Source organism: Saccharothrix sp. NPDC042600 (assembly GCF_040647305.1).
Classification (GTDB): Bacteria; Actinomycetota; Actinomycetes; order Mycobacteriales; family Pseudonocardiaceae; genus Actinosynnema; species Actinosynnema mutabilis.
The window spans coordinates 246,428-270,004 of the sequence record NZ_JBEZBW010000003.1 but is presented as its reverse complement, the minus strand read 5'-3'; the positions used below and the strand labels follow the sequence as shown (position 1 = coordinate 270,004).

Below are 23,577 nucleotides of genomic sequence, written 5' to 3'. Positions count from 1 at the left end.
TCGTGGAACTGCGGGTCCGGGGCGGCCGTGCCGTGCTGGCGGGCCGCGACGACGCGGGCGAGCACGAGGTGGACCCGCACACGCTGCCGCTGGGCGCGGGACTCGCCGACGCGCTGCACGAGTGGGCCAAGGTCGCCGAGGCGGTCCTGCGCACCGACCCGCCCGCGAACGGCGCGGCGGGCGCGCTGGTCACCCGGCGCGGACGCCAGTTGGCGGGCCGGCTGGCCGCGGACATGGGCACGCCCGTCGCGTACACCGACCCGGTGACCGGCGAGCAGTTCGTCGTGGAAGCGCCCCCGGTGGAACGCCTGCCCCTGGTCGAGCCGGAGCCGGAGCCCCGGGAGGAGCGGCCTCCCTGGGGCACCGGCCTGACCGTGAGCGTGTTCACCGCGGCCGTGGTGACGTTCATGGTCGTCACCCTGTCGCTCGGCCTCGGCGAGACCAGCCCGTGGCTGGCGCTGCTGGCGAACGTGCTGGTCGTGGGCGGTATCGCCCCGTCCGTCTGGCTCGCCCGCAAGGTGCTGGTGTGGCGCTGGGTGGCCTACGGCGTGGTGGCCGGCGTGCTCTTGGCCTGGTTCGCCCTGATCACCACCCTGCTCTAGGCCAGCGAGTCCCGCCACGCGGTGTGCAGGGCCGCGAACCGGCCGCGGCCGTCGATCAGCTCCTCGGGTGAGCCGTCCTCCACGACCCGGCCGCCGTCGAGCACGAGCACGCGGTCCGCGATCATGACCGTGGACAGGCGGTGCGCGATGATGAACGCCGTCCGGTCCGCCAGCACCGTCTCCAGCGCGTGCTGCACCAGCCGCTCGGTCGGCACGTCCAGGCTCGACGTCGCCTCGTCCAGCACCAGCACCGCCGGGTCGGCCAGGAACGCCCGCGCGAACGCCACGAGCTGCCGCTGCCCGGCCGACAGCCGCCCGCCGCGCTTGCGCACGTCCGTGTCGTACCCGTCGGGCAGCGCCGAGATGAACTCGTGCGCCCCGACCGCGCGGGCCGCCGACACGACCTCCTCGCGCGTCGCCGAGGGCCGGCCCAGGCTGATGTTGTCCGCGACCGACCCGTCGAACAGGAAGTTCTCCTGGGTCACCATCACCACCGCGCGCCGCAGGTCGGTGTCCGCGACCTCGCGCAGGTCGATGCCGTCCAGCCGCACCGCGCCCTCGGACGGGTCGTAGAACCGCGCCACCAGCTTGGCCAGCGTGGACTTGCCCGCGCCGGTCGCGCCCACCAGCGCCACGGTCTGCCCGGCCGGCACGTGCAGGTCGAACGCCGGCAGCACCACCGGCGTCTCCGGCGTGTAGCGGAACTCCACCCCGTCGAACGCGACCTGCCCGCGCACGTCCCGCAGCGGGGCCGGGTCGTCCGGCTCCGGCACGGTCGGCCGCTCCTCCAGCAGGCCGGAGATCTTCTCCAGCGCGGCGGTCGCCGAGGCGTAGGAGTTGGCGAACATGGCGATCTCGTCGAACGGGTCGTAGAACCGCCGCACGTACAGCGTGAACGCGGCCAGCACGCCCAGTTCGAGGTCGCCCTGCGCCACCCGCCACGCACCCCACGCGAGGATCACGGCCAGCGACACGTTGCCGATCACCCGAACCAGCGAGGTGAACACCGCCACCACGCTGAACGCCTCGGTGTTGGCGTCGCGGAACCGGTCGTTGAACTCGCCCATGATGTGCGCGTTGCGCTTCTCGCGGCGGAACGCCTGCACCGCGCGGATGCCGTTCATGGTCTCCACGAACTGCACGATGATCTTGGCGATGGCCCCGCGGGTGCCGCGGTAGGCGCGGGCCGACCGGCGGCGGAACCAGCGGATGAGCAGCAGCAGCGGCACGAACCCGAACAGCACGACCGCGGCCAGCGGCGGGTCCAGGGTGAGCATCACGATCGAGATGCCGACCACGGACAGCATGGACGTGAAGAACCCGTCCAGGCCGTGTTCGAGCAGGTCCTGCAGCGAGTCGACGTCACTGGTCAGCCGCGAGATCACCTTGCCGGAGGTGTAGCGCTCGTGGAAGGACACCGACAGCCGCTGCGCGTGCCGGAAGATGCGCTCCCGCAGGTCCAGCAGCAGGTCCTGGCCGATCCGGCCGGTCAGCCGGACGAACGACCAGCGCAGCAGCGTCGCCGAGAACGCCACGCCGACGTACCCGCCGACGCACCACGCCAGCACCTCCGGCCGCCCGTCCAGCGCGGCCGGCACGCCCCGGTCGATGGCGGCGGCGATCAGCAGCGGCCCGGCCAGGGTGACCAGGTTCTCCAGCACCACGATCGCCAGCGCCAGCACCGCCGCCCGCGTGTGCGGGCGCAGCAGCGAGCCCAGCAGCCGGCGCGACCGGGCCTGCAGCTTCGCGCCGGTCGCGTGGTCCAGCTCCTCGACGTCCTCGGCGGCGACGCCCCGCCACTTCTCCTCGCCCTGCTCCGGCGCCTGTTCGACGGTGGTCACGCCGCCACCTCCTCGTCTTCCAAAGTGGACAGGAGGTAGCGGTACTCCTCGTTGTCCGCCAACAGTTCCCGGTGCGTGCCGACCGCGGCGATCCGCCCGTCCACGAGCATCGCCACCCGGTCGGCCAGCTGCACGGTGCTGGGCCGGTGCGCGACCACCAGCGCGGTCACGCCCTTGAGCACGCGGTGCAGCGCGGCCTCCACCTCGGCCTCGGTGTGGACGTCCAACGCGGACAGCGGGTCGTCCAGCACGAGCACCGCGGGGTGCCCGACGACCGCGCGCGCCAGCGCCAGCCGCTGCCGCTGACCGCCGGACAGGGACAGGCCCTGCTCGCCGATCCGGGTGTCCAGGCCCCACGGCAGGGCGTCCACGAACTCCTCGGCCCGCGCGACCCGCAGCGCCTCCCGGACCCGCGCCGTGGTCTGGTCTCCGGCTCCGCCGGGGGCGTCCGCGCCGATGCCGCCGAGCGCGACGTTCTCGGTGACGCTCGCGGAGAACAGGATCGGCTCCTCGAACGCGGTGCCGACGACCCGGCGCAGCTCCGCCAGGTCCAGGTCGCGCACGTCCACGCCGTCGATGGTGACCCGGCCGCGCGTCACGTCGGCCAGGCGCGGCACCAGGGCGGTGACCGTGGTCTTGCCCGATCCGGTGGCGCCGACCAGCGCGACCGTCTCGCCCGGCCGGATGTCCAGATCGACGCCGCGCAGCACCTCGCGGTCGCCCTCGGCGTGGGCGAAGTGGACGCCCTCGAACCGGACGTGCCCCTTGACCTGCGCCGGGAGCTTCTTCGGGGTGGCGGGCGAGGTGATGGCGACCGGGGCGTCCATGACCTCGAAGTACCGCTCGGACGCGGCGGCGGTCTGGTTCGTCTCGGCCAACAACCACCCGATCGAGTCGATCGGCCAGCGCAGGTAGGCGCTCACCGTGACCGCTGCGACGAGCGTGCCCGCGGTGACCGTGCCGTCGGTGATGCCGACCGCGCCGAACGCGAGCTGCCCGGCGATCGCCAGCTCGGGCAGCACGATCAGCACCGCCCACAGCAGCGCGAACACGCGGACCTTGGCCAGTTCGGTGTCCCGCAGCTCGCGCGCCTGGCGCAGGAACCGCCGGGTCAGGTGCGGTCCGCGGCCGAACGCCTTGAGCACCCGGATGCCCAGCACGGACTCCTCGACCACGGTGGTCAGGTCGCCCGCCTGGTCCTGCGCCCGCCGCGCGACGACCTTGAACTTCGACTCGAACAGGTAGGACAGCAGGATCAGCGGCAGCGTGCAGGCCAGCACGATCCCGCCCAGGACGGGCGACAGCCAGAACAGGATGCCCAGGCCGGTCAGCACGACCAGCGTGTTGACCACCAGGAACGTGCAGACGAACGCCACGAACCGGCGCACGGTGTTGAGGTCGGTGGTGGCGCGGGAGAGCAGCTGGCCGGACTGGAACCGGTCGTGGAACGACACCGGCAGCCGCTGGAGGTGGTCGTACATCGCGACCCGCATGCGGGCCTCGACGTCGGACGCGGGCCGCGCGATGAACTTGCGGCGCGCGTAGAACAGGGCCGCCTCGCCGATGCCGAGCAGCAGCACCAGGCCGACCATGGCCGGCAGGGCCCCCAGGTCGCGGGCGGCGATCGGGCCGTCCACGATGCGTTGGGTGATGAGCGGGATGCCCAGGCCGCAGAGCATCGCCAGCAGCGCCGCGGTCATGCTCAGCAGCATCTGGGTGCGCACGGGCCGGAAGTACGGCCACAGCCTGCGCACGGTCGAGAACGTGGTGGTTCGCGGGTGGTCGGGTGGCGACGTCGCGGACTCGGTCACTTCGGTGGTCCCCCTCAGGCTCACTGCCACGGTACGAAGGTCACCCCCCGTAAGCATCCGGTTTTCCCGCTGTCGAACATGCAGGCTCTAGCTAGGTGGAGGTCAAGATGGACGTGCGCTACCTGCGCACCGAGCCGACCATGGCGTTCCCGCACGGCCGTCTCCTGGCGGTCCGGGCCGGCAGGCTCTACGTGCTGGCTCCCGACGGGTGGGACGTCATCGGTGGTCGGGCGGAACGCGCGCACCCGGTGTCACGGGAGGACGCGGAGGACTGGTGCGAGCGCGAGGGCTGGGACCTGGCCTTGCTGGACGCCGTGCCGCATGCGGAGTACTGACGGCGGCCCGCGGGACTACTTGTCCCGGCGCAGCATGGCGGGGGCGGTGAGCAGGCCGGCCAGCCCGTAGCTGACGCCCGCGAGCAGGGTGAGCACCGTCCAGCGGTCGCCGAGCCAGGAGAACCGCTCCTGCAGCTTGAAGTAGTGCGCGAGCCCGAGCAGGACCGGTCCGATGAGCACCACCGGCCACACCGGGCGCACCTTGAGCAGCCACAGCACCGGCCCCGCGAGCAGGGCGCTGAACAGCAGCGCGACCGGCAGCCCGATCACCACGAGCAGCAGGAACTCGCTCAGCGAGGTCTCGTTGACCACCCGGTCGAGCACGCCCGCCCGGTACGCCCAGATCCAGGCGACCAGCAGCACCGCCCCGACCGCCCCGGACACGACGACGCGCAGCAGCACCCTGAAGGCGAAGCCACCGGTCGTCGTCTCAGCCACGGCCGGCAGTCTGCCCCACGCGGTGCCGGGCTGTCACCGGCGCGGCCAGCGCGAACCCCAGCGCGCCCGCCAGCACGCCGCCGGCCGGCACGGACACCCACACGGTGGTCAGGGTGAGGACGGCGCTGAAGAACATCCCGACGGCGGCCATCCCCAGCGCCCGCTCGACCCCGAACACCCGGAGCACGGCCCACGCGACGAGCACCCCGGCCACCAGCATGATCGGGATGCTGAACAACCCCATCGCGAGGCAGTTCCAGTTCTCCTCGGAGCACACGGCGCCGGCCGCGATCATCTCCCGCACACCCCACCAGGCAGCACCGAGCCCGGCGCCGAGAACGGCGCCGATCAGCATTCGTGCCAGCATGCCCGGAGGGTTACCCGATCACCGGCCGACGAACCGCGATCCGCCCAACGGCCCATCGTCGGTCCCGGTCGGCGGCTCGGGTCGTCGGGTTCGGCCGGCGGTTCTGGTCGTGGGGCCCGGTTGGCGGCGCGGCAGCAGCCCACTACGGCCACCCCGACCAGCGGCCGGCCGACCGCCGCCCGAGTAGCGCCCACGACCCGCCGGTCACCCGGGCCCGGGCACCCCCCAACGCGAAAGGGCCCCCGCACGTGGCGGAGGCCCTTCCGTGGTCCGGCGGATCAGCCCCGGTTGGAGCGGACGCCCAGCAGGACGTCCTCCCACGACGGCACGATCGGGTGGTTCTTCTTGCCCCGCTTGGGCGGCTGCGGGTCCTTCTTCGCCGCGGCCGGCGCGGGGGCCGGCGTGGGCTGCGGCGCGGGGGGCTCCTCGACGACCACCGGCTCCGGCTCGGGTTCCGGCGCGGGCGGCGGGGTCGGGAGGGGCTCCTCGCGGACCAGGATCTCCGGCTCCGCCGGCTTCTCCAGCTCCAGGGCCTGGCGGGCCAGCTGGGTCACCGGGCGGACCGTGCGCAGCGTGCGGTTCGGGTTCGGGTCCATCAGCTCGACGGCCGCGTCGTCCAGCGCGGTCACCGTGCCGCCGTGCGCGCCCGGGTGGAACGCCCAGTGCGCCCGGTTGTCGGACCGGCCCGCCGTCCAGTGCAGCTGCACGACCCAGCGGCCGTCCTCACCGCGCCACGAGTCCCAGCTCACGTCGGTGTAGTCCTGGCCGCGCAGGCCGAACGAGTGCGCGACGACCTCGCCGAGCGTCTGCACGTCCGGCCCGTCCTCGCGCACCGGGTGCGCCCGCTGCGCCAGCTCCGCGGTCCGGGACCGCTCCAGCAGCACGGGGTAGGCGAACCGCTCGACCCGGTGGGTCGGGATGCCCGCCGCCGCGGCGACCTGCTCGATCGACTCGCCGGCGCGGATGCGCGCCTGGATCTCGCGCGGGCGCATCTGGCTCTCCACCTCGATCTCGATCTGGCCGAGTCGGGTGAGGTCGCCCCGCGCCGCCGCGCGCAGCCGTTCGTCGGCGGGCAGCACGAAGCGCTCGCCGCGTTCCGGGTCTTCGAGGATGACGGATTTGCCGTCCTCTTCGAGCCCGATGACCCGCAGCGCTCGCATCATGGCCTCCCGTGTGACTTCACCTCGCCAGGTGCCGACGTTAATCCGGCGCGCCTCCTTGACGGGGGAGGCTCGCCGCGTTCACCGATATCTTCATGTGATCTTGCCGTATGTCGCCGTGATCCGCACGTCCGTTACCGGAAGGTTCACCTCGACGCACAAACCGCCGCCGGCCGCGGGATACGCGCGCACATTTCCCTGATGGGCCAATGCGATCGAACGCACGATCGAAAGACCCAGTCCCGCGCCGCCGCCGCGAGCGCCCGCGAGTCGCCGGAACGGCTCGAAAAGACCCGGCACCGACTCCTCCGGGACGACCGGGCCGGTGTTCGCGACGACCAGCACCGGGTTGGCGCCGCGGACCGTGACGGACACGTTCCCGTCCTGGTGGTTGTGGGTGCACGCGTTGCGCAGCAGGTTCGTGACCAGGTGCGCGAGCAGCACCGGGTCGCCCAGGACGGCCACCGGTTCCGCCCGCAGGCTGATGTCCTGCGGCTCCCGGCGGAACGTGTGGACCACGTCCTCCACGAGATGGTCGAGCTCCACGGGTTCGCGCCGGCCCAGCCCCCGGTCGCTGCGGGCGAGCAGCAGCAGGCCGTCGATGAGCCGTTCCGAGCGCACGTTGGTGGCCAGCAGGTGGCCGCCGAGCCGCTTGACGTCGGCCGAGGCGTGCTCGTCCGCCAGCGCCACCTCGATGAGGGTGCGCTGGATGGCCAGCGGGGTGCGCAGCTCGTGGGAGGCGTTGGCGACGAACCTCTTCTGGCTGTCGAACGCGGTGGCCAGCCGGTCCAGCATGCCGTCGAAGGTGTCCGCCAGCTCCTTGAGCTCGTCGTCGGGCCCGTCCAGGTTGATCCGCCGGCCGAGGTCCTCGACCTCCAGCCGGTGCGCGGTCGCGGTGATCGACTGCAGCGGCTCCAGCACCCGGCTCGCCAGCACCCAGCCCACGATGCCCGCCAGCGCGGTGGTCACCACCAGCCCCACGCCCGACTGCAGCAGCAGCGTGTTGAGCGCCTCGGACCGGTAGTCCTCCAGCGTGGTCACCACCTGCGTCTGGTCCGACGGCGCGAGCGGCGGCCCCTCCACCGCGATGGCGAACGAGTCCACCTGCGGTAGCTGGGCGCTGACCAGCACGTAGTTCAGCGCGACCAGCACCACCCCGGAGAGCAGGAAGAACCCGCCGTACCAGGCGGTCAGCCTGGCCCGCACCGACAGCCGCAGCGCGCTCACCCCCGAACCGGTACCCGGCGCCGGGCACCGTCTCGATCACGCCGGGCTCACCGAGCTTGCGCCGCAGCGTCATCACCGCCACCCGGACCGCGTTCGTGAACGGGTCCGCGTACTCGTCCCACGCCTTCTCCAACAGGTCCTCCGCCGTCACCACCGTCCCTTCCGCCCTCATCAGCACCTCCAGCACCGCGAACTCCTTGCGCGAGAGCTGGATGAACCGGCCGTCCCGCGACACCTGGTGCCGCGGCAGGTCGAGCACCACCCCCGCCCGGCGCAGCACCGGCGGCAGCGCCGGCCGCGCGCGCCGGCCCAGCGCCTGCACCCGCGCCACCAGCTCGGCGAACGCGAACGGCTTGGTCAGGTAGTCGTCCGCGCCCAGGCCCAGCCCCGCCACGCGGTCCTCCACCTGCGCCGCCGCCGTCAGCATCAGCACCTTCGCCTCGCCGCCCGCCGCCAGCACGGCCGCGCACACCTCGTCCCCGTGCGCCACCGGCAGGTCGCGGTCGAGCACGACCACGTCGTAGTCGTGCACACCCACCCGTTCCAGCGCCTCCCCTCCGTCGTAGCAGACGTCCACCGCCATCGAGACCCGGCGCAATCCCTCGGCGATGGTGTTCGCCAACAACTCCTCGTCCTCGACCACCAGAACCCGCATGGCGGCCAGTGTGCCGGAGGGGAGATAAGCGCCCGATAAGCGAATTCGCTTATCGGGCGCAGATCGACCGGCCGGTACCAATCGGACCATGCGAAAACCGATCTGGTTGGTGTTGGGAGCACTCCTGCTGGCGGGCTGCGGCGCCGCCGCGCAGGGGGACGGGGTGGCGTCGATCTCCGGCGGTCCGACGAGCGGTTCGTCGGCCGCGCCGCAGGACGGCGCGCGGGACGAGGACAAGGTGCGCGAGTTCGCCAAGTGCATGCGGGAGAACGGGGTGGACATGCCCGATCCCGAGGTGGACGGCCGGGGCGGGGTCGCGATGCGGGTCGAGGGCGGCGACATCGGGATGGAGGAGATGAAGAAGGCGGAGGAGGCGTGCAAGCGGTTCCTGCCCAATGGCGGGGAGATGCGCAAGCCGACACCGGAGGAGATGGACCGGATGCGCGAGGAGATCAAGTGCCTGCGCGAAAAGGGCATCGACGTGCCGGACCCGGATTTCGAGAAGGGCGGCGGCATCTCGTTGCCGTTCGGCGACGACACCGAGAGGACGCAGAAGGCATTGGAGGAATGCGGATTCGGTGGCGGCGGGAAGGTGTCGAGGGCCGATGGCTGAACGGAGGAGGTGGGTCGTCGGGGGCGTGGTGGCGTTGGCGTTGCTGGGCACCGGGACGGCCGTGGCGCTGACCAGGGTGTCGGCCGACCGCGCCGGCGCCGAACCCGAACGCGGCCGGCCGGCGGCGACGGCGGAGGTCGAGCGGACCACGTTGGCCGACCAGCAGACCGTCACGGGGACCGTCGCGTACGGCGCGGAACGGCCGCTGGCGGGGCGCAGACCCGGGACCGTGACCGGGCTGCCGGCGGCCGGCGAGGTGCTGGAGCGCGGCGAGGCGGTGTACGCGGTGGACGCCGACCCGGTGCCGCTGTTCTACGGCGGGCTGCCGCTGTACCGGGACCTGTCGGCGGGGGTGGACGACGGGCCGGACGTGAAGGTGGTGGAGGAGAACCTGGCCGCGCTCGGGTTCACCGGGTTCGGCACACCCGACGAGAAGTACACGGCCGCCACAGCGGCGGCGGTGAAGAAGTGGCAGAAGGCGAACGGCCTGGAGCAGACCGGTGCGGTGGGGCAGGGGGACGTGGTCGTGCAGCCGGGGCCGGTGCGGGTGGCCTCGGTGACCGCGCAGCTCGGTGCGCCGGGCGCCGGTGACCTGATGAAGGTGACCGGCACGGAGCGGGCGGTGACGGCGGAGCTGGAGAAGTCGAAGCAGCGCTACGCGAGGACGGGGGACAAGGTGGAGGTGGAGATCACCGGCGGCAAGCCGACCACCGGCACGGTGACGTCGGTGACCCCGGCGGCGGCGACGGGCAGCCCGGGCGAGAAGCCGAAGGTGACCGTGACGATCGCGCTGGACGACCCGAAGGCGGCGGAGGGCGTGGACACGGCGTCCGCGAGCGTGCTGTTCACGGTGGGCAAGCGCGAGGACGTGCTGACCGTGCCGGTCGGCGCCCTGCTGGCGTTGGCGGAGGGCGGCTACGCGGTCGAGACGGCCGACGACCGCCGCCTGGTCCCGGTGAAGACGGGCCTGTTCGCGAAGGGTCGGGTGGAGATCACGGGCGAGGGCGTGACCGAGGGCCTGAAGGTGGTGACCACCTCATGACCACTCCACCCCGGCCCGCGCGCCAGGGGCCACCGGGTGAGCGGAATCGGCTGGAAATGCGCCCGATGCGACTGGCCGCCCTCCGAACACCGCCGGCCGCCCGTCGGGCACTGCTCGCGGTCCGCCGCGTGTCGCTGGTCGTGGGCGGTTCGCAGGGTGGTGGGGGCGGGTGATCGTCGTCGATCGGGTCAGTCGGAGTTATCCCGGTGGCGTGTGGGCGTTGCGGGAGGTCTCCCTGAGTGTCGGCGCGGGGGAGATGCTCGCGATCGTGGGGCCCTCCGGGTCGGGCAAGTCCACGTTGCTCCAGCTCATGGGCACGCTCGACCGGCCCACCAGCGGTCGGGTGGAGATCCGCGGGCAGGACGTGTCCGGTCTGTCCGATCGGCGGCTCTCCGCGTTGCGCGCCGGGTGGATCGGGTTCGTGTTCCAGCAGTTCTTCCTCAGCGACGGCGTGCCCGCGCTCGACAACGTCGCCACCGGGCTCCTCTACGCGGGCGTCCCGCACAAGCGCCGCCGGGCGATGGCGGCCGAAGCGCTGGAACGCGTCGGGTTGGCGCACCGGGCCACGCATCGGCCCGGGGAGTTGTCCGGCGGCGAGCGGCAGCGGGTGGCCATCGCCCGGGCCGTGGTCAACCGGCCGGCGATCCTGTTGGCGGACGAACCCACCGGCAACCTCGACAGCCGCAACGGGTCCGGGGTGCTCGACCTGCTGCGCGGGTTGAACCGGGACGGCACGACCGTCGTGATCATCACCCACGACCGGGACGTGGCCGCCGCCGCCCCGCGTCGGGTCGAGGTGCGGGACGGGGTGATCGTGTGACCAGCCCACCGCCGACCAGCCCACCGCCGCGCAACTCGCCGCCACCCAGCCCGTCGCCACACAGCCCGCCGGACGACCCGCCGGGGGCGGTTCGGTTGCGGCCGGGGGACGTGTTTCGGCTTGGCGCGCACGGCATGCGGACGCGGCCGTTGCGGGCGGTGTTGTCGGCGTTGGGGATCGCCATCGGCATCGCGGCCGTCGTCGCCGTCATCGGGATCCCGGCCTCCGGGCAGCGCGCGCTGCGGGACCAGCTCGACCGGCTCGGCACGAACCTGCTCCAGGCCCAGCCCGGCCACACCTTCGGCGGCGACGACGCGAAGCTGCCGCTCACCGCCGTCCCGATGGCCCAGCGGATCGGGCCCGTGACCGCCGCGAGTGGCACCGGTAAAACCGGGCAGACCGTGCGGCGCAACGATCGCGTGCCCGCCGACGAGACGTCCGGCCTGGCCGTCCTCGCCGCGCGGCCCGACCTGCTCGACGTGCTGGAGGGCGAGGTCGAGAGCGGGCGGTTCCTGGACGACGAGTCGCCCGGGGTCGTGCTCGGGTCGGTCGCCGCCACGCGCCTGGGTGTAGACCGACCGGGACGCCAGGTGTGGATCGGCGGCAAGTGGTTCACCGTGGTCGGCGTGCTGCGGCCGATGCCGCTCTCGCCCGAGGTCGAACGGTCCGTGCTGGTCGGGTGGACGACCGCCGAGCGCGAGTTCGGGTTCGACGGCCACCCGGGCACGGTCTACGTCCGCGCCGCCGACGCGGCCGTCGAAGCGGTGCGCGCCGTGCTCGGGCGCACGCTCAACCCCGAGCAGCCGAACGAGGTGGACGTGGCCCGCCCGTCCGAGGCGCTGGCCGCGAAGCGGCTCACCGAGAGCTCGTTCAGCGCCCTGTTCCTGGGGCTGGGCGGCGTCGCGCTGCTGGTCGGCGGGGTGGGCGTGGCGAACACGATGGTCATCTCGGTGCTGGAACGGCGTCGGGAGATCGGCCTGCGGCGGGCGCTGGGGGCGACCCGTCGGCAGGTGCGCGGGCAGTTCCTCGCGGAGTCGGTGCTGCTGTCCGGGCTCGGGGGCCTGGTCGGCGTGCTGGTGGGGGTGGCGGTGACGGCCGGGTACGCGGCGAGCCGGCAGTGGCCGGCCGTGGTCCCGGTGCCCGCCCTGCTCGGCGGGGTCGTGGTGGCGATGGTGGTCGGGGCCGTCGCCGGCGCGTACCCGGCGGTGCGGGCCGCGCGCCTGGCGCCGACCGAAGCGCTCGCCTAGAGCGCGGAGGCGCGGGAACCGCCCGCGGAAACGGGTGCGGGGACCCGACCGGCGTCCCGCCGGAGGGGTCCCCGCACCCGCGAACAGGGGGTCAGAGCTGGGACACGACCCAGTCGACGGCCTTGGTCAGCGTCGTCACGTCGGCCGGCTCGATCGCCGGGAACATCGCGACGCGCAGCTGGTTGCGGCCGAGCTTGCGGTACGGCTCGACGTCCACGATGCCGTTGGCGCGCAGCACCTTCGCCACCACGGAGGCGTCCACCGAGTCGTCGAAGTCGATCGTGCCGACGACCTGCGAGCGGTACGCCGGGTCGGCCACGTACGGCGTCGTGTACGAGGTCGCCTCGGCCCACGAGTACAGCCGCGACGACGAGTCCGCGGTGCGCTCCACGGCCCAGGACAGGCCGCCGTTGCCCAGGATCCACTTGACCTGGTCGTCGAGCAGGAACAGCGTGGCCAGCGACGGCGTGTTGTAGGTCTGGTCCTTGGTGGAGTTGTCCAGCGCCGTGGTCAGCGACAGGAACTCCGGCACCCACCGGCCGCTCGCGCCGATCTCCGCGACCCGCTCCAGCGCGGCCGGGGACATCAGCGCGATCCACAGGCCGCCGTCGGAGGCGAAGCACTTCTGCGGCGCGAAGTAGTAGACGTCGAAGTCCTCGGCGTTCACCGGCAGGCCGCCGGCGCCGGAGGTGGCGTCGATGGCGACCAGCGCGCCGTCGGACCCGGCGGGCCGCGACACGGGCACCGCGACACCGGTGGACGTCTCGTTGTGCGCCCAGCCGACCAGGTCCGCGCCCTCGGCGTAGGCGATCTCCGGCGCGGAGCCCGGGTCGGCCTTGACCACGATCGAGTCGCCGAGGAACGGCGCGTCGGAGGTGACCTTGGCGAACTTCGACGAGAACTCGCCGTAGGTGAAGTGCTGCGCCCGCTCGCGGACCAGGCCGAACGCGGCGGCGTCCCAGAACGCGGTGGTGCCGCCGTTGCCCAGGACGACCTCGTAGCCCTCCGGCAGCGAGAACAGCTCGCGCAGACCGGACCGCACGGAGCCGACCAGGGACTTCACCGGCTTCTGCCGGTGCGAGGTGCCCATCAGGGCCGCGCCCTCGGTGGCCAGGGCCTGCAGGGCCTCGGGCCGGACCTTGGACGGTCCGCAGCCGAACCGGCCGTCGGACGGCCGCAGGTCGGAGGGCAGGACCAAGGTGGTCGGATCGGCGGTCTGGGTCATAGCGGAGCCTCCGGTCACGGGGGAGGTGTTGGGACAGCCTGACCGGCGCCGTTGCCGGGGGTCACCAGTGTTGCAGCCGCGTGGCCGAACGGTGACAACCGGGTGTCGCTGCTCACGTTGAGCCGGACCGCCGAGCCGACGCGAACAGCGGAACTGTCGTACCCCGGTGGGAAGATGGAACCGGGGGCCGGAGGCCGGGCCGGAGGCCGGGCCGGAGGCTGGAGGCCGAGCCGGGGCCGGGGCCGAGCCGGGGCCGGAGGCCGAGCCGGGAGCCGGGGCCGGGGCCGAGCCGGGGAGCCGGGAGCCGAGCCGACGAGCCGGGAGGCGGAGGCCGAGCCGGCGTGCGAGGCGCGGCGGCTCGACCTCCTGCGGTCACACGATCAGGCGATCTCTTCCCAGCCCTCGACCTCGGACGGCTTGCGGGGGCCCGGGCCCACGTACGTCGCCGACGGGCGGACGAGTCGGCCCGTCCGCTTCTGCTCCAGGATGTGCGCCGACCAGCCCGCCGTCCGGGCGCAGGTGAACATCGCGGGCATCATGTGCGGCGGGACCTGGGCGAAGTCCAGGATCACGGCCGCCCAGAACTCGACGTTGGTCTCGATCGCCCGGTCCGGGCGGCGTTCGCGGAGTTCGGCCAGGGCCGCCTGTTCCAGGGCCGCCGCGACCTCGTAGCGCGCCGCGCCCAACTCCTGGCACGTCCGCCGCAGCACCCGCGCCCGCGGGTCCTCCGCCCGGTACACCCGGTGGCCGAAGCCCATCAGGCGCTCACCGCGGTCGAGGATGCCCTTCACGAAGCCGCGCGCGTCGCCGGTGCGCTCGACCTCCTCGATCATCGGCAGCACCCGCGCCGGGGCGCCGCCGTGCAGCGGACCGGACATCGCGCCGATCGCGCCGGACATGGCCGCCGCCACGTCCGCGCCGGTCGAGGCGATGACGCGGGCGGTGAAGGTGGAGGCGTTCAGGCCGTGCTCGGCGGCGGACACCCAGTACGCGTCCAACGCCTTCACGTGCGCCGGGTCCGGCTCGCCGCGCCAGCGGGTCAGGAAGCGCTCGGTGATGGTCCGGCACTCGTCGATGCGCTTCTGCGGCACGGCGGGCCGGCCGATGCCGCGCGCCGACTGCGCCGCGTACGACAGCGCCATCACCGAGGCGCGCGCGAGCTGCGCGCGGGCGTCCTCGTCGCTGATGTCCAGCAGCGGCTGGTAACCCCATATCGGCGCGACCATCGCCAACGCCGCCTGCACGTCCACCCGCACGTCTCCGGTGTGCACGGGGATCGGGAACGGCTCGGCGGGCGGCAGGCCCGGCCCGAAGCGGCCGTCCACCAGCAGGGCCCACACGTTGCCGAAGGTGACCTTCCCGGCCAGGTCCTCGATGTCCACCCCGCGGTAGCGCAGCGCGCCACCGTCGCGATCCGGCTCGGCGATCTCGGTGCGGAAGGCGACGACGCCCTCCAGGCCCGGCCGGAATCCGTCCTGCTCGGTTTGCTGCACCACGCTGTGCGCTCCTCTTCCGCGAGAGTCAAGAGTTGGGAAAACCTTGCTCCCCTCGACACGGAGTGGCAACGACGCTTTTCCGTGTCGTCGGTCACGATTCAGGAACCGATTCAGATGAAGATCACCTGTTAAGTGCTTGTTTCCGCCAGGCGGTACCGCGGTTTCGTCTGGTAGACCTCACGGGATGCACCTCACGCCCCACGAGCAGGAAAAACTGCTGGTCCACGTGGCGGCCGACGTCGCGCGACGCCGGCTGGAACGCGGAGTCGTGCTCAACTACCCCGAAGCCGTGGCGTTGATCACCGACCACGTCCTGGAGGGCGCGCGGGACGGCCGCACGGTCAGCGAGCTGATGGACAGCGGCCGGCACGTCCTGACCCGCGCCCAGGTGCTGCCCGGCGTGCCCGAGATGGTCGAGTCCGTGCAGGTGGAGGCCACCTTCCCGGACGGCACGAAGCTGGTGACCGTGCACCACCCGATCGTGTGAAGGAGCCCCGCGTGCGCCCTGGCGAGATCATCACCGGTGCCGACCCGGTCGTGCTGAACCCCGGCCGCCCGCGCACCACGCTGGTCGTGGTCAACACCGCGGACCGGCCGGTGCAGGTCGGCTCGCACTACCACTTCGCCGCGGTCAACCCGGGCCTGGAGTTCGACCGCGAGGCGGCGTGGGGCAAGCGGCTGGACGTGCCGGCGGGCACGGCGGTGCGCTTCGAACCGGGCGTGGAGCGCGAGGTGGTCCTGGTGCCGCTGGCCGGCGCGCGCCGGGTGCCGGGCCTGCGCCCCGAGTGGGCGGGGGACCTGGACCGGTGACGGAGATCAGCCGCGAGCGCTACGCCGAGCTGTTCGGCCCCACGACCGGCGACCGCGTCCGGCTCGCCGACACCGACCTGACCATCGAGGTCACCGAGGACCGCAGCCGCGGCCCGCACGCCGGCGACGAGGTGATCTTCGGCGGCGGCAAGGTCATCCGCGAGTCGATGGGGCAGGGCATGGCCACCCGCGCCGAGGGCGCCCCCGACCTGGTCATCACCGGCGCGGTGGTCCTCGACCACTGGGGCGTGGTCAAGGCCGACGTCGGCGTGCGCGACGGCCGGATCGTCGGCATCGGCAAGGCCGGCAACCCCGACGTGATGGACGGCGTGGACCCGGCGCTGGTGATCGGCCCGGCCACCGAGGTCGTCGCGGGCAACGGGAAGGTCCTCACCGCCGGCGGCATCGACTGCCACGTCCACTTCATCTGCCCGCAGATCGTGGACGAGGCGCTCGCCTCCGGCCTGACCACGCTCATCGGCGGCGGCACCGGCCCGGCCGAGGGCACCAAGGCCACCACGGTCACGCCCGGCGCGTGGAACCTGGGCCGCATGCTCGCCGCGATGGACCACATGCCGGTGAACGTCCTGTTGCTGGGCAAGGGGAACACCGTCCGCGACGACGCCCTGCGCGAGCAGCTGCACGCCGGCGCGGGCGGGTTCAAGCTGCACGAGGACTGGGGCACCACGCCCGCCGCCATCGACGCCGCCCTGCGCATCGCCGACGAGTCGGGCGTGCAGGTCGCCATCCACACGGACACGTTGAACGAAGCCGGGTTCGTCGAGTCCACACTGGACGCCATCGGCGGCCGGTCGATCAACGCCTACCACTCCGAGGGCGCGGGCGGCGGCCACGCGCCGGACATCATCCGCGTGGTGTCCGAGCCGAACGTGCTGCCCTCGTCCACCAACCCGACCCGCCCGCACACCGTCAACACCCTCGAAGAGCACCTGGACATGTTGATGGTCTGCCACCACCTCAACCCGTCCATCCCCGAGGACCTGGCCTTCGCCGAGAGCCGCATCCGGCCGACCACCATCGCCGCCGAGGACCTCCTGCACGACCTCGGCGCGATCTCCATGATCAGCTCCGACTCCCAGGCCATGGGCCGCGTCGGCGAGGTCATCATCCGCACCTGGCAGACCGCGCACGTCATGCACGGCCGGCGCGGCGAACTCCCCGACAACCTGCGCGCCCGCCGGTACGTCGCCAAGTACACGATCAACCCGGCCATCGCGCACGGCATCGACCACGAGGTCGGTTCGGTCGAGGTCGGCAAGCTCGCGGACCTCGTGCTGTGGGAGCCGAAGTTCTTCGGCGTCCGACCGTCGGTGGTGCTCAAGGGCGGGTTCATCGCGTGGGCCGCGATGGGCGACGCGAACGCGTCCATCCCCACGCCGCAACCGGTGCTGGCCCGGCCGATGTTCGGCGCGCACGCGGGCGCGCGCACCAGCGTGCACTTCGTGTCGCAGGAGGCCGTGGACCGCGACCTGGCCGACCTGCTGCGCCTGTCCCGCCCGCTGGTCCCGGTGCGCAACACGCGCGAGGTCGGCAAGCAGGACATGGTGCTCAACGACGCCATGCCCGACGTCCGCGTGGACCCGGACAGCTTCGCCGTGCACGTGGACGGCGAGCTGGTCGAACCGCACCCGGTGGCGGAGCTGCCGATGGCCCAGCGCTACTTCCTGTTCTGATGGACCTCGCGGCGCTGATGCTCGCCGACTCCCGCTTCCCGGGCGGGGGTCACGTCCACTCCGGCGGGCTGGAGGAGGCGGTCGCGCGCGGGCTGGTCACCGATCTCCGTTCCCTCCAACGGTTCCTGGTCGGCCGCCTGCGCACGACGGGCTTGCTCAACGCCGTCTTCGCCGCCGCCGCGACCCGGGGCCGCTACGCCGAGCTGGACGTGGAGCTGGACGCCCGCACCCCGTCCCCCGCGCAGCGGAAGGCCTCCCGTGTGCAGGGCCGCGGAATCGCCCGTGCCGCACGGAAAGCGTGGCCGTCGGACCGGCTGGCCGACCTCCTCGGAGCCACCCCCGAACCGCACCACCCGATCATCGTCGGCACGCTGGTCCACGACCCGCGCGCCGCCGCCCAGGTCGTCGCCTACCACGCCGTCACCGGCCCGGCCACGGGCGCGATCCGGTTGCTGGGCCTGGACCCGTTCGGCGTCAACGCCATCATCGCGAACCTGGGAGCGGACCTCGAAGACGTCGCGGCGCAGGCGGAGGGGCACGCCGACACCGACCCCGCCGACCTGCCCGCGCCCGGCGCCCCCGGCCTGGACCTGCTGGCCGAGGCCCACGACCGCCACCACAGGGAAGAGGTGCGTCTCTTTGTCAGCTGATCACGTCCACCCGGTCAACTTCGACCCCACCGACCCCGGCCACGACCACCACGCCGACAACCACCACCACGGCGCGATCCGGATCGGCATCGGCGGACCGGTCGGCAGCGGCAAGACCGCGCTCACCGCCGCCCTGTGCCGGGCCTTGGGCGACAGCGTCGACCTCGCCGTCGTCACCAACGACATCTACACCACCGAGGACGCGGACTTCCTGCGCAGGACCGGCGTGCTGGACGTGGACCGCATCGAGGCCGTGCAGACCGGCGCCTGCCCGCACACCGCGATCCGCGACGACATCACCGCCAACCTGGACGCCGTGGAACGGCTGGAGCACCGGTTCCCCGGCCTGGAACTGGTGCTGATCGAGAGCGGCGGCGACAACCTGACCGCCGTGTTCAGCCGGGGCCTGGTGGAGCGGCAGATCTTCGTGGTGGACGTGGCCGGCGGCGACAAGGTGCCGCGCAAGGGCGGTCCGGGCGTCACCACGGCCGACCTGCTGGTGATCAACAAGACCGACCTCGCGCCGATGGTCGGGGCCGACCTCGACGTGATGACGTCCGACGCCCACCGGATGCGCGGTGCACTGCCCGTGATCAGCCAATCCCTGGTGGAAACACCGGACGCGCCCGCCGTCGCGGAATGGGTGCGCGCCCAACTCCGCGCGCTCACGACCGTCGCGTGAAAGCGCGGGCATTCCTTTCCGCCGAACTGGTGGACGGGCGAACGGTGGTGCGCGAAATGAGATCCGCGGCACCGTTGCGCCTCGTTCCGCGCCGCGACGGCGTGGTGCACCTGGTGAGTTCGGTGACCGCGCCCCTGGGCGGGGACGACCTGGAACTCCACGTCCGCGTCGGGCCCGGCGCGCACCTGGAACTGCGGGGCGTCGCGGCGACGCTCGCCCTGCCCGGCCACCGGCCGGGTGGCAGCCGCGCGGTGGTCCGGGTGGAGGTCGCCGCCGGCGGCAGCCTGGACTACGCGCCCGAGCCGACCGTGATCACGCGGCGGGCGTGCCACGAAGCGGTGTTCCGCGCCGACCTTGCGCCCGACGCCCGGTTGCGCTCCCGGGAGCTGCTGGTCCTCGGACGGGTGGGTGAACCGCCGGGCACGCTGGTCAGCACGCTGGACGTGCGCCGGGACGGGCCGCTGCTGCGCCAGACCACCCGCGTCGGCGACCCGGCGATCGACGGCAGCCCCGCCGGACTCGCGGGGATGCGGGTCCTCGGCACCGAAGTGCTGTGCTGGGGCGAGGACGTCGCCGCGCCCGTGTCACACGACTGGTGGTCCCTCGTTCCGCTGGCGCGCGGCGGGAGCCTGGCCACCGCGCTGGCACCCGACGCGGTGACGGCGGAACGCGCGCTGGCGGAGGCCAGGCGCGAACATCCCGGATCGAGTGACCATCTGACTCGATCTCGAACTCGATTCCGTTAGGTGCTTCACACGCATAGTCACGGTGCTGGTGGTACTCATCACCACCCAGGCGGTTTCGCGCACGGCCGGAAACCCGTACGGTCGCTGGATCGCCGGGTGCCACAAGTGCCTTGCCAGGAAAAACCTGCTCGGGAGGTTCGGGATGTCGGAGACGACGAACATCGCGTTGCCGTCGATGCGCGTGTCTTACGAACAGGGATCGCTCACGGAGAGCGACTTGCTGCCCACCTGGCACGAGCAGCTGCAACTGTGGCTGGACCAGGCCGCCGGCACCGGCCTGCCCGAGCCGAACGCGATGGTCCTCGCCACCGCCGACCCCGAGGGCCGCCCGTCGTCCCGCACGGTGCTCGCCAAGGGCCTCGACGCCCGCGGGCTGGTGTTCTTCACCAACTACACCTCCACCAAGAGCCACGACCTGATGGCCACCCGGTACGCGTCGGCCACCTTCCCGTGGTTCGCGATGCAGCGGCAGGCCCACGTGCGCGGCACGGTCGAGAAGGTCGGCCCCGAGGAGACCGCCCGCTACTGGGAGAGCCGCCCGCGCGGCTCGCAGCTCGGCGCGTGGGCGTCGCCCCAGTCGCGCGTGGTATCCGGCCGCTCCACTTTGGAGAGCGCGCTGAACAAGATCGAGCGCCAGTTCGCCGACGCCGACCGCGTCCCGGTCCCGCCGCACTGGGGCGGCTGGCGCATCCGGCCCGAGGAAGTCGAGTTCTGGCAGGGCCGCCGCGACCGCATGCACGACCGCCTGCGCTTCCGCCTCGGCCGTGACGGCTGGGAGCTCCAGCGGGTCGCCCCCTAGCGCTTGAGCAGGACCACGTGCCCCCGGTCCGCCACCACGGTGTGCGGCAGGGACGCGAGGGTCCGCGCCTCGTCGTCGGCCGGCACGGGCCACCCCGCCGCCGGCCGCGACACCACCACGTACTCGGCGTCGGTGTGCCACGGGAACAGGCCGACCTCGCACCGGTTCGTCAGGTGCGGGGCGAGCCGGTTCGACGCGGCCACCCGCGCGCCGTCGGGCACCAGCGCCAGCACCGCCTCGACCTCGGCCCGCCGCCCGTGGTCCCACTCGGGTTGCGGCAGTGGCCGCAGCGCCAGGACCAGCGTGAACACCGCCGTCACCACCCCGCACACCCACGTCCGGGTGGGCCGGGCCGCGAGGAACGCGCCGAACACGATCGGCATCAGCACGGCGCTGTAGTGGAAGTCGACGCCCCAGTACGCGGGGTTGCCGGAGGTGAACCGCCACGCCAGCGTCGGCACGGCCAGCAGCACCAGCGGTGACCGCAGCGCCACGAACCCCGTCGGCGCGAGCAGCGCGACCAGCGTGCCCAGGCGGGTCCCCAGACCCGACCCGGACGGCTCCAGCTTCGCCCAGTACGCGTACCCGCCGTCGGGGTTGAACCACGGCAGCACCACGACCACGATCACCGCGAACGACACCGCGCCGAACGCGATCATGGCCCAACCAAGCCGTTTCCGGCCCCGGTACACCAGGTAGCAGCCGATCGCCGCGACCGTCAGCGGCAGGTCTTCCTTCACCAGCACCAGGGGCAGCGACCACAGGACCGCCGCGTGCCACCGCTCCCCGACCAACGCCTCCACCGCGAACGCCAGCAGCGGCACGGCGAAGCAGATCTCGTGGAAGTCGAACGCGACCGCGTTGAGGATGCCCCACGAGAACCCGTACGCCACCCCGACCACCACGCCGCGCCGACCGAGGCGGGACGCGAGGCGCGTCACCGGGACCGCCGACACCGCGAACAGGAAAGCCTGTGCCACCAACAGGGTCTCGGCGCGCGGCAGCACGGCGTAGAACGGCGCGAGCGACGCCAGAACCGGGTGGAAGTGGTCGCCCAGCAACGGGAATCCCGGACCCTTCAGCTCCGACGTCGGCAGCCGGCCCTCGGCGTAGGAGCGCACCGCCTGCTCGAAGATCCCCAGGTCGTAGCCCGTGCTCTGGAAGAGCCGGTGCCGCCACAGGGAAATCGCCGAGTACAGGACGAAGAGACCGGCCGCGACGACGTGGGCGGCCCGAACGGTCGGACGGGTTCGCAGGAGCACCGGCGCAGCGTCCGGTCACCGCCCTGAACCCGACCTGAAACCACCTGAAGGACCCTTCAGGTCAGCGGCAACCGGACCACGAACCGCGCCCCGTCCTCGGCCACCGCCGTGCCGCCGTGGGCCTGGGCGATCTCCCGCACCAGCGCCAACCCCAGCCCCGCGCCGCCCTCGTCCCGCGCCCGGCCCTCGTCCAGCCGCACGAACCGCTCGAACACCCGCTCGCGGTCCGCCTCCGGGACGCCGGGACCGTCGTCGGCCACGGTCAGCACCGCCCACCCGTCCCGCGCCTCCACCGCGGTCGTCACGGTGGACGCCTTGTGCCGCTCGGCGTTGTCCACCAGGTTGCGCACCAGCCGCTGCAACTGCGACGGGCTGCCCGCCACCACCACCGGCGGTCCGGGCACGCCGGCCAGCGCGGCGAGGTCCACGTCCTCGCGGACCGGCGGCCCGCCCTCGACCCGGGTCAACAGCATCAGGTCCGCCACCACGGCCCGCATCCGCTCCAGGTCGAGCACGGCGTTCTCGGTGGTGCGCCGCCAGTCCACGCGGTCGGGGTGGGCCAGCAGCACCTCCAGTTGGGTGCGCAGCGACGCCAGCGGCGTGCGCAGCTCGTGCGAGGCGTCGGAGGCGAACCGGCGCTGCCGCTCCATGCCGGCGGCCAGGCGCGCCAGCATGTCGTTCATGGTGTCGGCGAGGTCGGCGATCTCGTCGCGCGCCGGCGGCACCGGCACGCGGCGGTCCGGGTCGTGCGCGCTGATGTCGGCCACCTCCCGCCGGATCGCCGCCACCGGCCGCAGCGCGCGGCCCACCGCGAACCACGCCACCAGGCCGATCAGCAGCGCGGTCAGCGGGACCGCCCACCACAGGAAGGCGCGCACGGCGTCCACCAGCCGCACGGCCTCCGGGATCGGCACGGTCGCCACGTAGACGACGTGCCGGCCGGACTCGGGGTAGTGCTCGGTGACCCGCGTCTCGGCCCTGCCGTCCAGGTTGAACGTCCAGACGCACGGCGGGTTGTCGCCCTGGTCGAGCACCAGGTCCAGCCGGACGGTCCGGGTGTGCGCGAACGTCGGCGGCGCGACGCCGGGCCCGTCCGGCCGCAGGAACGGGCGGTCCGCGTAGCCCTCCGGCAGCGTGGGGCAGGTCGCGAGCCGGTTGCCCTCCATGTCGATGACCTCGTAGGCCCCGACGCCCACCATCGGCGGCAGGTCCGCCGGCGCGATGCCCGCGTCGAGCATGTCGCCGATCCGGCGCGCGCCCGCGATCGCCAGGTCGTCCGCGCCCGCGCGGAGCTGGTTCTCCATCTGCCGCACCAGGTACACGGCCCCCGCGGTGAGCAGCAGCGCCGACACCAGGGCCGCGAGCGCCGCGACCCGGACCCGCGTCGTGGCCGCCCTACGCACGCGGCACCAGGTAACCCGCGCCGCGCACGGTGCGGATGGCGTCGCGCCCGAGCTTGCGGCGCAGCGAGCTGACGTAGACCTCGACCAGGTTCGGGTCCGGGTCGGCCGCGAAGTCCCACAGGTCGGTGAGCATGTCCGCCTTGGCGACCACCTCGCCGGACCGCTCCACCAGGTGCGCCAGGACGCTGAACTCCTTGCTGGACAACGCGACCGGCTCACCGCCCCGGCGGCACTCGCGCCGCCCGAGGTCCAGCGCCAGGTCCCCGGCCCGCAGCACGCTGCCGCGCGCCGAGCCGCCCCGCCGGATCAGCGCCCGCAGGCGGGCCAGGAACACCACGTAGGAGAACGGCTTGGACAGGAAGTCGTCGGCGCCGGTGTCCAGCGCGTCGGCTTCGTCGTGCTCGCCGTCCTTGGCGGTGAGCATGAGGATCGGCGTGTCGTTCCCCCGCGCCCGCAGCTCGGCGCACACCCGGTAGCCGTTGAGACCGGGCAGCAGGATGTCCAGCACGACCGCCGCGTACCGGTGCTCACCGGCCATCCACAGCCCGTCGGGCCCGGTGTGGGCGAGGTCGACCGCGTACCCCTCGGCCTCCAGCCCGGCCCGCAACGACTCGGCCAGCCGCTTCTCGTCCTCGACCACCAGCAGGCGCAC

The 23,577-nt window shown here is 73.1% G+C and carries 24 protein-coding genes and 1 pseudogene; 13 read left to right on the top strand and 12 right to left on the bottom strand.

The features are described 5' to 3' along the window. Positions 1 to 2: 2 nt before the first annotated feature. On the top strand, positions 3 to 602 hold the full coding sequence (locus tag AB0A74_RS04645) for a DUF2537 domain-containing protein (protein WP_358247501.1): 600 nt from the start codon (positions 3 to 5) through the stop codon (positions 600 to 602). On the opposite strand, the gene AB0A74_RS04640 is transcribed toward AB0A74_RS04645, so the two are convergent. Next, positions 599 to 2,443: an ABC transporter ATP-binding protein gene (locus AB0A74_RS04640; RefSeq protein WP_358247500.1), complete on the bottom strand. Its 1,845-nt coding sequence runs from the start codon at positions 2,441 to 2,443 to the stop codon at positions 599 to 601. The genes AB0A74_RS04645 and AB0A74_RS04640 overlap by 4 nt on opposite strands. After that, positions 2,440 to 4,254, bottom strand: coding sequence for an ABC transporter ATP-binding protein (locus tag AB0A74_RS04635; protein ID WP_358247499.1), 1,815 nt, complete (start codon positions 4,252 to 4,254; stop codon positions 2,440 to 2,442). Before AB0A74_RS04635 ends, AB0A74_RS04640 begins: the two co-directional genes overlap by 4 nt. A gap of 95 nt (positions 4,255 to 4,349) precedes the next feature. Here AB0A74_RS04635 and AB0A74_RS04630 point away from each other — a divergent pair, with 95 nt between their 5' ends. Continuing rightward, positions 4,350 to 4,589 (top strand): hypothetical protein, encoded by a 240-nt coding sequence (locus tag AB0A74_RS04630; protein ID WP_358247498.1) that lies wholly within the window; start codon positions 4,350 to 4,352, stop codon positions 4,587 to 4,589. 15 nt (positions 4,590 to 4,604) lie between these two features. Here AB0A74_RS04630 and AB0A74_RS04625 read toward each other — a convergent pair whose 3' ends face one another. The 5 genes and pseudogenes from AB0A74_RS04625 to AB0A74_RS04605 form a co-directional block, all read right to left on the bottom strand. Beyond that, on the bottom strand, positions 4,605 to 5,027 hold the full coding sequence (locus tag AB0A74_RS04625) for a hypothetical protein (protein ID WP_358247497.1): 423 nt from the start codon (positions 5,025 to 5,027) through the stop codon (positions 4,605 to 4,607). Continuing rightward, complete coding sequence (locus AB0A74_RS04620; RefSeq protein ID WP_358247496.1) at positions 5,020 to 5,394, bottom strand: hypothetical protein; 375 nt, start codon at positions 5,392 to 5,394, stop codon at positions 5,020 to 5,022. The genes AB0A74_RS04625 and AB0A74_RS04620 overlap by 8 nt, the downstream gene beginning before the upstream one ends. 278 nt (positions 5,395 to 5,672) lie before the next feature. Then, positions 5,673 to 6,554 (bottom strand): septation protein SepH, encoded by an 882-nt coding sequence (gene sepH, locus AB0A74_RS04615; RefSeq protein WP_358247526.1) that lies wholly within the window; start codon positions 6,552 to 6,554, stop codon positions 5,673 to 5,675. A gap of 93 nt (positions 6,555 to 6,647) precedes the next feature. Beyond that, positions 6,648 to 7,781, bottom strand: coding sequence for a HAMP domain-containing sensor histidine kinase (locus tag AB0A74_RS04610; protein WP_358247495.1), 1,134 nt, complete (start codon positions 7,779 to 7,781; stop codon positions 6,648 to 6,650). A gap of 7 nt (positions 7,782 to 7,788) precedes the next feature. Further along, a pseudogene (locus tag AB0A74_RS04605) lies at positions 7,789 to 8,436 on the bottom strand (response regulator transcription factor); the annotation flags it as partial. An 88-nt stretch (positions 8,437 to 8,524) separates the two neighbouring features. On the opposite strand from AB0A74_RS04605, the gene AB0A74_RS04600 reads away from it, so the two are divergent. From AB0A74_RS04600 to AB0A74_RS04585, 4 genes are all read left to right on the top strand, one after another. Continuing rightward, positions 8,525 to 9,049, top strand: a complete 525-nt coding sequence (locus AB0A74_RS04600; RefSeq protein WP_358247494.1) for a hypothetical protein — start codon at positions 8,525 to 8,527, stop codon at positions 9,047 to 9,049. Further along, entirely contained in the window at positions 9,042 to 10,091 is a 1,050-nt protein-coding gene (locus AB0A74_RS04595; protein ID WP_358247493.1) for a peptidoglycan-binding domain-containing protein, read from the top strand. Before AB0A74_RS04600 ends, AB0A74_RS04595 begins: the two co-directional genes overlap by 8 nt. Positions 10,092 to 10,260: 169 nt before the next feature. Beyond that, a complete protein-coding gene (locus tag AB0A74_RS04590; protein ID WP_358247492.1) occupies positions 10,261 to 10,911 on the top strand; it encodes an ABC transporter ATP-binding protein in 651 nt (216 codons plus the stop codon). Between the two features lie 134 nt (positions 10,912 to 11,045). After that, positions 11,046 to 12,158 carry an ABC transporter permease gene (locus tag AB0A74_RS04585; protein WP_358247491.1) on the top strand — a complete coding sequence of 371 codons (1,113 nt, stop codon included), beginning with the start codon at positions 11,046 to 11,048 and terminating at the stop codon, positions 12,156 to 12,158. A gap of 91 nt (positions 12,159 to 12,249) precedes the next feature. Here AB0A74_RS04585 and serC read toward each other — a convergent pair whose 3' ends face one another. Together serC and AB0A74_RS04575 are read right to left on the bottom strand one after the other, a co-directional pair. Next, positions 12,250 to 13,383, bottom strand: coding sequence for a phosphoserine transaminase (gene serC / locus AB0A74_RS04580; protein WP_358247490.1), 1,134 nt, complete (start codon positions 13,381 to 13,383; stop codon positions 12,250 to 12,252). Between the two features lie 380 nt (positions 13,384 to 13,763). Further along, positions 13,764 to 14,879 (bottom strand): citrate synthase 2, encoded by a 1,116-nt coding sequence (locus AB0A74_RS04575; RefSeq protein ID WP_358247489.1) that lies wholly within the window; start codon positions 14,877 to 14,879, stop codon positions 13,764 to 13,766. Between the two features lie 184 nt (positions 14,880 to 15,063). On the opposite strand from AB0A74_RS04575, the gene AB0A74_RS04570 reads away from it, so the two are divergent. The 7 genes from AB0A74_RS04570 (at position 15,064) to pdxH (ending at position 20,260) form a co-directional block, all read left to right on the top strand. Next, positions 15,064 to 15,366 (top strand): urease subunit gamma, encoded by a 303-nt coding sequence (locus AB0A74_RS04570; RefSeq protein ID WP_309111838.1) that lies wholly within the window; start codon positions 15,064 to 15,066, stop codon positions 15,364 to 15,366. Positions 15,367 to 15,377: 11 nt separating this feature from the next. Next, complete coding sequence (locus AB0A74_RS04565) at positions 15,378 to 15,689, top strand: urease subunit beta (RefSeq protein ID WP_343932818.1); 312 nt, start codon at positions 15,378 to 15,380, stop codon at positions 15,687 to 15,689. After that, entirely contained in the window at positions 15,686 to 17,383 is a 1,698-nt protein-coding gene (locus tag AB0A74_RS04560; RefSeq protein ID WP_358247488.1) for an urease subunit alpha, read from the top strand. The genes AB0A74_RS04565 and AB0A74_RS04560 overlap by 4 nt, the downstream gene beginning before the upstream one ends. After that, positions 17,383 to 18,033: an urease accessory UreF family protein gene (locus tag AB0A74_RS04555; protein ID WP_358247487.1), complete on the top strand. Its 651-nt coding sequence runs from the start codon at positions 17,383 to 17,385 to the stop codon at positions 18,031 to 18,033. Before AB0A74_RS04560 ends, AB0A74_RS04555 begins: the two co-directional genes overlap by 1 nt. Beyond that, positions 18,023 to 18,715 carry an urease accessory protein UreG gene (gene ureG / locus AB0A74_RS04550; RefSeq protein ID WP_358247486.1) on the top strand — a complete coding sequence of 231 codons (693 nt, stop codon included), beginning with the start codon at positions 18,023 to 18,025 and terminating at the stop codon, positions 18,713 to 18,715. The genes AB0A74_RS04555 and ureG overlap by 11 nt, the downstream gene beginning before the upstream one ends. Then, a complete protein-coding gene (locus tag AB0A74_RS04545; RefSeq protein ID WP_358247485.1) occupies positions 18,712 to 19,461 on the top strand; it encodes an urease accessory protein UreD in 750 nt (249 codons plus the stop codon). Before ureG ends, AB0A74_RS04545 begins: the two co-directional genes overlap by 4 nt. Positions 19,462 to 19,603: 142 nt before the next feature. After that, on the top strand, positions 19,604 to 20,260 hold the full coding sequence (gene pdxH, locus AB0A74_RS04540; RefSeq protein ID WP_358247484.1) for a pyridoxamine 5'-phosphate oxidase: 657 nt from the start codon (positions 19,604 to 19,606) through the stop codon (positions 20,258 to 20,260). On the opposite strand, the gene AB0A74_RS04535 is transcribed toward pdxH, so the two are convergent. The 3 genes from AB0A74_RS04535 to AB0A74_RS04525 are packed head-to-tail and all read right to left on the bottom strand — an operon-like array spanning position 20,257 to position 23,577. Then, the gene (locus tag AB0A74_RS04535; RefSeq protein ID WP_358247483.1) at positions 20,257 to 21,522 is read right to left on the bottom strand and encodes a DUF2079 domain-containing protein; all 1,266 of its coding nucleotides are present in this window, start codon (positions 21,520 to 21,522) and stop codon (positions 20,257 to 20,259) included. The two genes, pdxH and AB0A74_RS04535, sit on opposite strands and share 4 nt — an antisense overlap. Positions 21,523 to 21,578: 56 nt before the next feature. Then, on the bottom strand, positions 21,579 to 22,925 hold the full coding sequence (locus AB0A74_RS04530; RefSeq protein ID WP_358247482.1) for an ATP-binding protein: 1,347 nt from the start codon (positions 22,923 to 22,925) through the stop codon (positions 21,579 to 21,581). Next, a complete protein-coding gene (locus tag AB0A74_RS04525) occupies positions 22,918 to 23,577 on the bottom strand; it encodes a response regulator transcription factor (RefSeq protein ID WP_358247481.1) in 660 nt (219 codons plus the stop codon). The genes AB0A74_RS04530 and AB0A74_RS04525 overlap by 8 nt, the downstream gene beginning before the upstream one ends.